The sequence below is a fragment of the Hohaiivirga grylli genome (genome assembly GCF_039655745.1).
Taxonomy (GTDB): Bacteria; Pseudomonadota; Alphaproteobacteria; order Rhizobiales; family Beijerinckiaceae; genus Hohaiivirga; species Hohaiivirga grylli.
Map to the genome: position 1 here is coordinate 20,898 of NZ_JBBYXI010000003.1, position 12,219 is coordinate 33,116.

Annotated in this window: 8 protein-coding genes and 1 tRNA gene; 7 read left to right on the forward strand and 2 right to left on the reverse strand. The window is 45.4% G+C overall.

What is annotated here, in order from left to right; translation table 11 throughout:
- The first annotated feature begins 358 nt into the window (after nt 1-358).
- From WJT86_RS08265 to WJT86_RS08285, 5 genes are all read left to right on the forward strand, one after another.
- Nucleotides 359-3,472: an autotransporter family protein gene (locus tag WJT86_RS08265; RefSeq protein ID WP_346337091.1), complete on the forward strand. Its 3,114-nt coding sequence runs from the start codon at nt 359-361 to the stop codon at nt 3,470-3,472.
- Nucleotides 3,473-3,929: 457 nt separating this feature from the next.
- On the forward strand, nt 3,930-7,049 hold the full coding sequence (locus WJT86_RS08270) for an autotransporter family protein (protein WP_346337092.1): 3,120 nt from the start codon (nt 3,930-3,932) through the stop codon (nt 7,047-7,049).
- Between the two features lie 105 nt (nt 7,050-7,154).
- Entirely contained in the window at nt 7,155-7,544 is a 390-nt protein-coding gene (locus WJT86_RS08275; protein ID WP_346337093.1) for a DUF4260 domain-containing protein, read from the forward strand.
- 72 nt (nt 7,545-7,616) lie between these two features.
- On the forward strand, nt 7,617-7,931 hold the full coding sequence (gene sugE / locus WJT86_RS08280; RefSeq protein WP_346337094.1) for a quaternary ammonium compound efflux SMR transporter SugE: 315 nt from the start codon (nt 7,617-7,619) through the stop codon (nt 7,929-7,931).
- Between the two features lie 195 nt (nt 7,932-8,126).
- Nucleotides 8,127-8,699 carry a hypothetical protein gene (locus tag WJT86_RS08285; protein WP_346337095.1) on the forward strand — a complete coding sequence of 191 codons (573 nt, stop codon included), beginning with the start codon at nt 8,127-8,129 and terminating at the stop codon, nt 8,697-8,699.
- Between the two features lie 56 nt (nt 8,700-8,755).
- Here WJT86_RS08285 and WJT86_RS08290 read toward each other — a convergent pair whose 3' ends face one another.
- Together WJT86_RS08290 and WJT86_RS08295 are read right to left on the reverse strand one after the other, a co-directional pair.
- A complete protein-coding gene (locus tag WJT86_RS08290; protein ID WP_346337096.1) occupies nt 8,756-9,007 on the reverse strand; it encodes a hypothetical protein in 252 nt (83 codons plus the stop codon).
- A 156-nt stretch (nt 9,008-9,163) separates the two neighbouring features.
- Nucleotides 9,164-9,239: transfer RNA gene (locus WJT86_RS08295), tRNA-Glu, on the reverse strand.
- 163 nt (nt 9,240-9,402) lie between these two features.
- Here WJT86_RS08295 and WJT86_RS08300 point away from each other — a divergent pair.
- On the forward strand, nt 9,403-10,440 hold the full coding sequence (locus tag WJT86_RS08300; RefSeq protein WP_346337097.1) for an RluA family pseudouridine synthase: 1,038 nt from the start codon (nt 9,403-9,405) through the stop codon (nt 10,438-10,440).
- A gap of 293 nt (nt 10,441-10,733) precedes the next feature.
- Nucleotides 10,734-12,128, forward strand: coding sequence for a GntP family permease (locus tag WJT86_RS08305; RefSeq protein ID WP_346337098.1), 1,395 nt, complete (start codon nt 10,734-10,736; stop codon nt 12,126-12,128).
- The last annotated feature ends 91 nt before the right edge of the window (nt 12,129-12,219 follow it).

Below are 12,219 nucleotides of genomic sequence, written 5' to 3' on the forward strand. Positions count from 1 at the left end.
GATGACCAATATTTTGGATGCCCTTTCCGTCTTAAAACTGGAAATGATTGTTTCCTATGTATGTAAGGCTTTCATTTAATATAATTTCATGTTTATTATGCGTTTTATTAAGTGGTTTATAATTCTTTCTTGCATTGTTTAATTGATAATTGCCTACCTTTATACAGATAAAAAGATAAAAATTTTCTTTGACAGAATGTAATCAACGTCATATGTAGCGCATATAAAAAATGGGTGGATCCTATTTAATAAATATTTCTAATTAGTTAGGGGCTGTTTCCAAATGTTTTGTCATGCGCTTGCACGGGCGACGCATAAGGCGTCTTGTTATAAACTGAATGTATTCGCTGCTGTTTCTGTGTCTGCGCTTATGCTTGCGACATCTGCTAACGCTATCACTTATACTTACAGTTCAACTCAAACGGTAAATACTCCAATCTCCCAGAAGATTGATGTTGTTCTTTCCATCGACCCTGCCGCAGTTGTGACTTTTAAGTCTGGTACTGCTGCCAGCTATGGTGGGGCTCTGTATGCGAAGCCCAGTCTGGTTATAAATGGTGGGAGTGTGATTTTTCAGGGTAATCGCGCGACTGTACAGGGTGGTGCGATTTTCTCTGAGGGTAATATTACAATAAATTCCAACGCAACATTCATCGATAATCAGGCAAATTATAACGGTGAAACAAACGGTGTTGGTGGAGCTATTTCAAGTCAGGATGGCAATATCACCGTTACTGGTAATCTTGTGCTGACCAATAACAGAAGCACTAACGTTGATACATCATCTGTAACCTCCACATATGGTGGTGGTGCCATATACCTTGGGTCTGGCTCGCTGACAGTAGGCGGGACACTGACTGCTTCCGATAACTACGCGACAACAAGTGGTGGTGTTCTGCATATGGCAGGTAACGTAAACCACGTTTTCAATGGCGATGTGAAGTTTACAAATAATTCAGCAGCTGTTGGTGGTGGGGCAATCTATTCTGCAGTAGGCTCCTCAACACTCCAGTTTAAGGGTAAGGCTGAATTTGAGGGAAATTCCTCATGGCTTTCAGGTGGTGCTATCACAGCCAGCAATGCTGTTTTTGAAGATACTGTCAATTTCAGCAATAATATTGCCAATGGGCCTATTGCCGCGAGCAATACCAAGGGGCTTGGTGGCGGAATTTACACAACCAAAACCAGCACATTTAAAGGTCTTGCTACTTTTAATGCTAATCTGGCTGCCGGTAATGGTGGCGGTCTGAACTCTGCTGGGGACTCGGTCTTCGAGAATGGGGCCCTGTTTACTGGCAATATGTCAGAAGGTCATGGCGGTGCCATTTTTGCAGGTGCTAATCTGAGCATCTCTACCGGGGCGAATGCAACATCTTTCACAGGTAACAGCTCTGTCGGCAACCTGGGAGGAGCGATCTATGCCAGCAAGGGTAATGTCACTCTTGTTGCAAATGGCGCTGATATTGTTTTCTCTGGCAATACCCAGAATGGTACTTTGTCTAGCGCTGCAACAACTGCAAACTCGCTTTATCTGCGCAATGACTCAAAGGCAGCGGTTTTAACTCTGCAGGCTGATGCGGGAAGACGTATTTCCTTCTTCGATCCGGCTCAGAACTATGCAGCAAATGGTGTACTGTCTGTTGTTAAAGCAGGTGCGGGTACGGTCAGTTTTGATGGCTCGCGGATGACTGAAGACCGTGAGCGCTGGTCAAAACTACTGGCAAATACGCAGCTACAGGAAGGTACTTTTGAAATTGCCAATGGTGCTGTTTACGGCATCAATGGTATGGATGCCTACTCCCCGCTAACATCCAGCAGCTTCACGACGGCAGCCGGAACAGTTCTTCAGGGCGGTGTAACAGGTACAGTCCGGGCTGATAACTTTACACATGCAGGTGCGCTGAATATTGCTGGCGCCCGCACCGATGTTCGCGGTGTTTTCACAATTCAGGCAACCAATGTCACATTTGAAGCCGGAAGTTCGGTTCTCTTCAATACCTATCTGAATGACGGTGTTGTCCAGAATACAGACCTTCTCGTTCTTGACCTGACCAATGGTTACTCATCTGGCTCAACAACCGGACAGGCCCTGATATATGTAAATAATATCGGTGGGCTTGGCGCTTACACTGTTGGCGACGGAATACGTCTGGTCGAAACCAGAACCGGTACTTCAGACAATGCCTTTATGTTAGGCGCTCCTGTTCTTGCCGGCGCTTATGAGTATTTCCTCTATCATGGTGGGAATGCTGAAACAGGTGGTGATGTCAATGACCAGCATTGGTATTTGCGTACCGAGGCTGAGGTAACCGTTGAGCCGCCTCCAACTAAGATTGAACCTCCGACAACCCCACCGGAAGTCGTTGATCCGGTTCCTGAAACCAAAGTTAAGGTTCCGTCTTACCGTCCGGAAGTGCCGCTGGTTTCTGCTATTATGCCGATTGGTATGCAATATGGTTATAGTATGCTGGATACCCTGCACGAACGTGTTGGTGACACCTTCGACCCACCCTACATCCCGACTGTCAAACAGTATTATGTCACGGATAAACTGGGTAACCGTTATCTGGTGAAGGTTCAGGAGAGAAAGAAAGAGCGCGAAGAGTGGTTCCATGGCTCATGGGCGCGTTTGATCGGTGAACATGGTTCTCATGATCAGGGCGATAAGTACAGCTTCATCAAGAGTGGCCCAAAATATGAATATGATATTCTGGGTGTTCAGGCCGGTATGGACCTCTATGGACGGGTCAAGCAGGACGGTACGCTTGATAAGCTAGGTATTTACGTTGGCTATGGTCAGGTTGATGGACGTGTTGACGGTGCCTGGTCTGGTAAGGCCGGTTCGATTGACATGGATAACTACACCATTGGTGGTTACTGGACGCATCTTGATGCAGATGGCTGGTATACTGATGCTGTTGTTCAGGCGACATGGTATGAGACCAAGGCCCGCTCCATTTATGGATTGAAAGAAGATACCGATGGTTTTGGCATTATAGCATCGCTTGAAGGTGGCTATAAGTTTGACCTTGGAAACAACTATACAATCGAGCCTCAGGTTCAGATTGCCTATCAGAATCTCTCTTTTGACAAGATTTATGACGGGCACGGCTATTTTGATATGTCTGGTGGAGATTCCTTACGTGGACGTATCGGTGCGCGTCTGACCAAGGAATGGAATACCGAAGAAAATGACCAGAAGTCTCCACGTAAAATTAAGGCCTGGTTGCGCGGTAATATCTGGCATGAATTCATGGCGCGCACAAAAACAACGGTTACCGATGTTAATGGCCTGAATCCTGTATCTGTCCGTTCACCGCTCAATGGAACATGGGGTGAGATCGGCGTTGGTGTTTCCGGGCAGGTTTCTGATCGTATGACACTCTTTGCAACAGGTGCTTATAACCGCTCGCTTGATAACAAAGGTTATGAAGCCTGGGATGGCCGTTTGGGCGCTACCTATAAATGGTAATGCTTTGATATTATAAGACTTTAAAAACGCTGCCATTTTTGCAGCGTTTTTTTGTACTTAATGTAGGAAAAGCTTCAAGTGTTAAGGGGCATAATCATTGGAAAATGGGAAGTCAAACGTATTTTATAGAATATATTGATAATATTTTATATTTATGATGTTATTCTTTTTTGTATGAAATAAGGTTATATATGATATTTCTGTAAAATTTATATTATTTTAATACTTATTAATAGGCTATCCTTCTTAAATAGGTTTTAAGAAAAAAGAGAGGCTTATAAGTTTTCTTTAATAGAAGTCATTTTGATTTTGGTGAAATATTACAATATTTTATTTGTAAATTTATATAAAATATTTGATATGAAAATATATTAATATTAACTTGAATGTTTTTGATTAATAAAATATGTGTTGAATTTAATTTTTTATAAGAACTCAAGAAAACATGGGGCAGATTATGAAAAAATCTGTAAGAGGTTTAGATACGTCTGACGTATTCAGTGGTCTTTCTGCTATATTGGTAACGGGTTCTGTGATTGCGCTGTTGGCGGGGACAAGCTCCCTTGCTGCGACGATAACGTATGATACGACGCAGCTTGTATCAACGCGTGTCAACGACACAACATCCAAAACAACAGTCAATATTGCTGCTGGCAGCATTATAACATTCACAGTACCTGTTATTACGAATACCAGAGGCGGGGCTGTTTATGCAGCGGGTGATCTGTCTTTTAATGGTGGGGATGTTGTTTTCAAAGGCAACCAAACTTCATATCGCGGTGGCGCCGTTGATGCCAAGAGTGTTACCTTTACAGGGAATGTCACTTTTGATGATAATCATGCTTTATATGATGGGTTAAAAGGCGGTGTCGGTGGGGCCCTCTATACCAGCAATGGCAGTGTTTCCATTGGTGGTAATCTTATTCTGACCAACAACTCATCCTCTCATACAGATACCCCTCTGGCCAGTGGTGGTGGCGGTGGCCTGTTCGTTACTGTTGGTAGTCTGACAGTTGGTGGAACGACTTATGCGACAGGGAACGAGAGTACTGGCAATGGTGGTGCTCTTTACGTCAACTCAGGGAATATAACCCTCGAAGGGAACGCGGTTTTTAACGACAACCATGCTCTGGGTTTTGGTGGTGCTATTTTCTCTGCTGTTGGGACAAATGTTGTGATCTTCAACGGGACGGCTTCATTTGACGGCAATACCGGACAAGGGTTCGGCGGTGCCATGGATTCCGTCAATATTTATTTCAATAAAGATGCAACATTCACCAATAACTCTGTCAGCTCAGGTGTAGGCCGGGGCGGTGCGGTTTATGCAACCGGAACTACAGAATTTAATGGTTTTACAATCTTCACGGGTAACTCTGCGAGTGGTTCCAACGGTTCTGGAGGTGCCCTGTTTAGTAATCAGGCTAGCACGTTTACAGCAGGTGCTGAGGTAACAGGTAATACGGCCAGCGGTAATGGCGGTGCAATTTATGCCAATCGAAACCTGAGCTTTGCAACCGGTGCCGGTCATTCTGTTTTTAGCGGCAACCGGAGTAACTATCAGGGTGGGGCCGTCTTTGTTGGCAATAGCCTGATACTGAATGCCGATGGTGCTGATATTGAGTTTACCGGTAATACCCATGGTGTTGCAACGACAGCTGCGGCTAATGCTATTTATCTGAACAATGGCAACGGCACTTCCAGTGCTACGTTTAATGCAGAAGCCGGGCGCCGGATTTCCTTCTATGATCCGATCACCAGCTATGCATCAAACGGATTGCTGTCGGTTATCAAGACTGGTGCGGGAATTGTCAGTTTTGATGGTTCACGACAGTCTCTGGCCAGTGATCGCTGGTCTAATGTTTATGCCAGTACTGATGTTCAGGCCGGTATTTTTGAAGTTGCCAATAATGCTGTTTACGGGGTTCATGCTGCCGATGTTGGTAGCAGTGCGGAAACAACATTTACAACAGCTCTAGGCTCAACACTTCAGGGTGGCGTTGCTGGTACTGTTTTGGCTGATCAGTTCACTTTGGGTGGCGCGCTGAATATCGCAGGCGATCAGACGTCCGTTCGTGGTGTTTTCACTGTTGATAGTAATCAGGTATCCTTTGCTTCCGGCAGTACCGTTATCTTTAATACTTATCTCAATGACGGCGTGACGCAGAACAGTGATCTTCTGATCCTGAATCTCAATGGAAGTGCAACGTCCGGACAGGCTAATATATTGGTCAATAACATCGGTGGTCTGGGAGCCCTGACTGTTGGTGATGGTATTAAACTTGTCCAAACCAATGACGGAACGTCCCACGGCGCCTTTATGCTCGGTGCGCCAGTACTTGCCGGTGCTTATGAATATTTCCTCTACCATGGCGGTAATGCTGCAACGGGTGGAGATGTGAATGATCAGAACTGGTACCTGCGTTCAGAGACACAGGACAATGTTCTTCCTCCTACAGATGGTGTGGTTGATCCTGCCCAGCCACCTGCAATAGTTACGGTTCCATCCTACCGTCCGGAAGTTCCGCTTGTGTCTGCTATTATGCCGATTGGCTTGCAATATGGCTATGCGATGCTTGATACATTGCATGAGCGTGTTGGTGATACATTTGAGCCGCCATTCACGCCCACAACGGAACAGTACTACGTGAAAGACAAGCTTGGTCAGCGGCAGCTTGTTAAAGTTGAGGCCAAGAAGCGTGAACGTGAGGAGTGGTTCTACGGGGCATGGGCCCGGTTTATTGGGGATCATCATTCACGCGATCGTGGTCGTTCTTATAACTTTGAGAAGAATGGCCCAAATTACGAGTTTGATATTTTTGGAGTTCAGGCCGGGCTTGATCTCTATGGCCGTGTCAAACAGGACGGGACATTAGACAAGCTTGGTATCTATGTTGGCTATGGTCAGGTTGATGCCCGTGTTGATGGTGCCTGGTCCGGTAAGGCCGGCAGCATTGATATGGATAATTATACCATTGGTGGCTATTGGACCCATCATGATGCTGATGGCTGGTATACTGATGCCATTGTTCAGGGAACCTGGTATGACGTTGAAGGCCGCTCCATTTATGGCCTGAAAGAAAAAACCAACGGCTTTGGCATTATTGCCTCGTTGGAAGGTGGCTATAAGTTCGACCTTGGCAATGGCTATACAATCGAGCCCCAGGCCCAGATCGCTTATCAGAACCTGTCCTTTGATAAGATTAATGATGGCCGTGGTCGTTTTGATATGACGGGTGGCGAGTCCTTGCGTGGCCGTATCGGTGTCCGTCTGACCAAAGAATGGAATGTTGAGGAAGACCGGCGTAAGCAGCCTAGGATGATCAAGGCATGGATACGTGCCAATGTCTGGCATGAGTTTATGGGCAAGACCAAGACAACAGTGACGGATATCTATGGTTACAATCCTGTCTCCATCCGGTCGCCGCTGAACGGAACATGGGGCGAACTCGGCCTCGGCGTCTCCGGTCAGGTATCGGAACGTATGACGGTGTTTGCAACAGGCTCATACAACCGCTCTCTGGATAACCGGGGCTATGAAGCTTGGGATGGCCGTCTGGGTATCACCTACAAGTGGTAATGCTCCTGATAGAGACGAAATCAAGAACGCTGTCTGAAAAGGCAGCGTTTTTTATTTTGGGGGGAATGTGCTAGAGCCAACCTCCTATTCTTTCAGGAGAAGAAAATGACAGGGCAGGTTGGCTTTGGAGCCGGGATCATTTTACGGTTTGAGGCGGCCGCATTATTCGTCATATTATGGTCGATATACTTTTTTGCCGGTTACACCTGGCCGATGTTTGCCATTCTGTTCTTTGTCCCGGATCTGAGCTTTTTTGCTTATTTTGCCGGTAGGAAAGTCGGGGCGATTGTATATAATGCCATGCATACCCTGTTCGGACCATTTGTTCTTGGTGCAATAGGGTATTGTTTTGAGTTCGGATATCTGGGGCAGCTTTCCCTGATCTGGGCGGCCCATATCGCATTTGATCGCGTGTTGGGTTATGGCCTGAAATCTACAACTTCGTTCCATGATACCCATCTGGGACGGATCGGTAGAAAGAAAGACTCTGAATAAGTTTGTGCATTTCCCGGGCGGGTTTTAAGGGTCCCCGTAGTCAGCCCGGAGGCGATGCGAAAGGTACGTTACATGGCTTGGGTACTTCTGACCTTTGCTGGAATTCTTGAAATCGTCTGGGCATTCTTCATGAAACAATCCCACGGTTTCACAAAACTGGGCCCTTCCGTCATTACCATCGTTGCCATGATTGCCAGCTTCGCGCTGCTTTCCATGTCAATGAAAACCCTGCCACTCGGTACAGCCTATACCATTTGGACTGGCATCGGCGCGGTAGGGGCCTTCATCGTCGGCCTGATGTTTCTGGGCGAGCCGGCTAATACAATGCGCATTATCGCAGCTGTCCTGATTGTCAGCGGTTTGGTCATGATGAAGCTGTCTTCGTGAAATGGTTGCAGATAGCTACAAGAATGCCACATCATTAATGCGGCAAATAATAAATTCTTAGTCAATTTGAAGAATATTTGATCAAAATGACTACTGAGTTGAGAGTGGATAATATAAAAATAATAATTGAAACAAATAAATATAAACAGTAATTTTATAATCGTATTTTTCTGTTTTGAGAAAAAGGATAAACTTATGGGTCTGATGGTTCACTCGTTGAGTAACATACCAGATTCCACTAATAGAGATTATTGGATATATATATTGGATTATGGTTGGAAAGAACCATTAAGTGAAACCTTAAAAGATAATTTCTTTAAGATGGCAGAAGAAGCATCTGCAAATAGTGCTGTTATTATCCGAGGTGTTGGATGTCATTTTGAGAATGAAGTTTTATCATGGCATCATATTAACAATAAAAGTACAAAAAATATACTTCCTGCAATACTCATAACCAACAGACATCCAAGATATTTTATGGAAAATTCACGTTGGCATAATTGTAATAATAGAATTCATGATGATGAAATGAATATGATACTTATTCCTCTTAATAAGGTATGTGACACACCAACTGATGTTGTTAATTTAATTAAATCTATTTTTTCTGATATTTACGATAAAACTGCCATTTCAAAATTTAGAATTATTGAAAGAATAGATAGAAGAACCCCCGGTTCACTTGCAGATGCTATTATTGTAAAGCCAACTTTTATGGGAGTTGGTATTGATTTGATGAGTCTTTTTTCATATTTTAAGAAGAAATAAATCTTATATATTTTCTGTAAAGCTTTTCAATACTAACCTCTATTTGTCTAGTTATGTCATATATTTTTTTGTTCGTTTTCTGTTGTGAAAAAACATTCCTCAATCTTAATTAATAAACGTAATAATTTTTCAAATTCAATTTTTATCGATTCTGCAAAAATCGAATGTTGAATAATTTCAAACTGATTTTTAATTTCTAGGAAGGCGGTTTGAAATGTTTGACCTGAAAGATATGTAGCACAACTCCGCATCCGTTGAATGCGTTCTAGAAGTGTTATATTAATCGGTTTTTGATATTCAATTGCCATTGTTCTGTTACCTTGCCTATTCGGCTCTTATTTTTCTTTAAAATCTTGCAATCTTGCTAGATATTTTGAAAAAGTGCCACTTAAAATATTATATTATATAGGCAAATGAGGTTGTTTGGCAGAGGCTATAACTAAGAATCTTAAAGGCGGAAAATCTGGCGCTCCCTAGGGGACTCGAACCCCTGTTTCTGCCGTGAGAGGGCAGCGTCCTAGACCGCTAGACGAAGGGAGCGTTGGGGGTGGTATATCGGTCATTCTGCTTCACAGCAAGCCTCAAGATCAGATAAATTCTGTTTTTTTAGCTGGAACTCTCTGGTGCTTGTGCCACAAGCGTTTGCACAATGGCGTGATTGCGGGTATCGAACTACTTGAAATGAGCCAGTGGAGTAACAGGCGTGAGTGAGAGTGAAGTCAGGGAAGTTCAGATTGCCGAGGATGAAGCCGTAGAGCGGCTTGATCGTGCCTTGGCGAAAGCTCTGCCTGATATGTCTCGTAATCGTTTGCAGGGGCTGATTAAGGATGGGCAGGTTACAATTGATGGCGCTGTTGTGGCTGACACGAAGCGTAAGGTTGGCCCGGGTGCTGTTATCTCACTTATCATCCCACCGACTGTTGCTGCGGAGCCTGTCAGTGAAAACATTCCGCTTAATGTGATTTATGAAGACGATGAGCTGATTGTCATTGATAAGCAGGCCGGGCTTGTTGTACATCCGGCTGCTGGTCATGAAACCGGCACTCTGGTCAATGCGCTGATCAACCATTGTGGGGAAAGCCTTTCTGGTATTGGCGGAGTTAAACGTCCGGGCATTGTCCATCGTCTTGATAAAGACACCACTGGCTTGATGGTTGTGGCAAAAACTGACCGTGCCCATCAGGGCCTTGCCGCACAATTTGCTGATCATGGTCGTACCGGACCGCTTGAACGTTCGTATCTTGCTCTTGTCTGGGGGGCTCCTGATCGTAAAAAAGGAACGATTGATGCGCCACTGGCCCGTTCACCGCATAACCGTGAGAAGATAGCGGTTGTCCGTCAATGGCATCAGTCACAGAATGATGGTGAGGAAGAAGAGCGCAGTCGCGGACGCTTTGCCATAACGCATTATAGTGTCGAGCAGACGTTTAATGATGGGCAGGAGCAGCCGTTTGTTGCACTGGTACGCTGTACGTTAGAGACAGGCCGCACACACCAGATCAGGGTACATATGTCCCATATCGGGCACCCGCTTCTGGGGGATATGACTTATGGAGCTGGCTTTTTGACTAAGATCAGTAAATTGCGGCCTGAAACCCGTGAGGCTTTGGAGACATTAGGCAGGCAGGCACTTCATGCGGCTGTTCTTGGGTTTGAACACCCCGTAACAGGTGAAGTCATGTACTTTGAAAGTGCGATCCCTGACGATATGCAACGCGTCGTTAAATGCCTGCAGAAATAATTTCTGCATGAATATTCAAAAGTATAGATTTGCGCATAACCTTCTTCTTTGATTCTTATCGGGAATTTCCTCTGCGGCATCTTTTTTTTACTTCTCCCCGAGCTTGTTGTGAGAATAATTTTCTGTTCCTTCTATACTAAAGTATAAGAATTAAGGCTTTAAAAAACCTAGTAAAACTGCTCGCGTGGGTATTTTTCAGTGTGAGAAAAATATAAGTTCGCCGACTTGGTTTGAGGGGTGAAATCCCCCTCAGGTACATTTTCAAAAACCTACCTCATCTCTGGGGGGAGAACATGGATTTCATTATCGTATTGGCCGCACTCGGCTTCCTTATGCTTGCGGCCTACCGTGGCTATAGCGTCATTCTTATGGCGCCTGTTGCTGCTCTTGGTGCTGTTCTGCTGACATCGCCATCATCTGTTGCGCCGATGTTCAGTGACACCTTTATGGGTGCAATGGTCAACTTCGTGAAGAACTACTTCCCGGTCTTCTTGCTCGGTGCCGTTTTTGGTAAACTGATTGAGCTGTCCGGCTTCTCAAAGTCCATCGTTGCGGCAGTTATCAAGTGGATTGGTGCAGATCGCGCCATTCTGGTGATTGTTATTGTCTGCGCACTTCTGACTTATGGTGGCGTTTCACTGTTCGTTGTTGTGTTTGCCGTTTATCCATTTGCTTCTGAGCTGTTCCGTCAGAACAGCATTCCAAAGCACCTGATTCCGGGCGTTGTGGCACTTGGTGCATTCTCGTTTACGATGGATGCTCTGCCAGGCACACCGCAGATTCAGAATATCATTCCAACAACCTTCTTTGGCACGACCACATGGGCCGCTCCTATCCTTGGTGTTGTTGGTACGTTGTTCGTTCTGGTTGTCGGTATTTCCTACCTTAACTGGCGCCGTATTTCGTGTGTTGCCAAGGGTGAAGGTTATGCCACTGGTCCGCTTGTGAATGAGCCGGAGCCTGTTGATACAGCTGATCTGCCAAACCCAATTCTGTCAATTACACCGCTCTTCCTGATTGGTATCGTCAACTTTGTTCTGACGCGTATGATCCCGGTCTGGTACGGCGAGAGCCACACGGTTTCAATGCCGGGTATGAAGGCCCCGCTGGTCACCAAGATTTCCAGCGTTGTTGGTATCTGGGCTGTTGAAGGTGCATTGCTTACAGGTATCATCTTCATTGTTATCTTTGCATGGAAAACCATCAGCAAGAAGATTGCCGATGGCAGCAAGCAGGCTGTTGCAGGTGCGATGCTGGCTGGTCTGAATACGGCATCCGAATATGGTTTTGGTGCGGTGATTGCGACCCTTGCAGGCTTCAGCGTCGTGAAGGATATGCTGGCTGGCATTCCAAACCCACTCGTTAATGCGGCTGTCAGTGTTTCGACCCTTGCAGGTGTTACCGGTTCTGCATCAGGTGGTATGAGTATTGCGCTTGCAGCTCTTGGCGAGCAGTTCATTGCAGCCTGTAATGCGGCTGGTATTCCGATGGAAGTTCTGCACCGCGTTGTCGCTATGGCATCTGGCGGTATGGATACACTGCCTCATAACGGTGCGGTGATTACGGTTCTGGCTGTGACGGGGCTCACACACAAAGAATCCTATAAGGATATCTTTGCTGTGACAGTCATTAAAACCCTTGCTGTTTTCTTCGTGATCGGCTTCTACTATACGACTGGTCTTGTATAAGAATACAAAAAATACCCCGCCAAGTGCGGGGTATTGCAAATAAAGAGAAGTTCTAACTTGTTGGCCATCGTGCCAACAACAAGGAGTACAT

Coding starts and splice junctions, on each gene's coding strand:
- WJT86_RS08270 (WP_346337092.1), top strand. CDS start 3,930: ATGAAAAAATCTGTAAGAGGTTTAGATACGTCTGACGTATTCAGTGGT.
- WJT86_RS08275 (WP_346337093.1), top strand. CDS start 7,155: ATGACAGGGCAGGTTGGCTTTGGAGCCGGGATCATTTTACGGTTTGAG.
- sugE (WP_346337094.1), top strand. CDS start 7,617: ATGGCTTGGGTACTTCTGACCTTTGCTGGAATTCTTGAAATCGTCTGG.
- WJT86_RS08285 (WP_346337095.1), top strand. CDS start 8,127: ATGGGTCTGATGGTTCACTCGTTGAGTAACATACCAGATTCCACTAAT.
- WJT86_RS08290 (WP_346337096.1), bottom strand. CDS start 9,007: ATGGCAATTGAATATCAAAAACCGATTAATATAACACTTCTAGAACGC.
- WJT86_RS08305 (WP_346337098.1), top strand. CDS start 10,734: ATGGATTTCATTATCGTATTGGCCGCACTCGGCTTCCTTATGCTTGCG.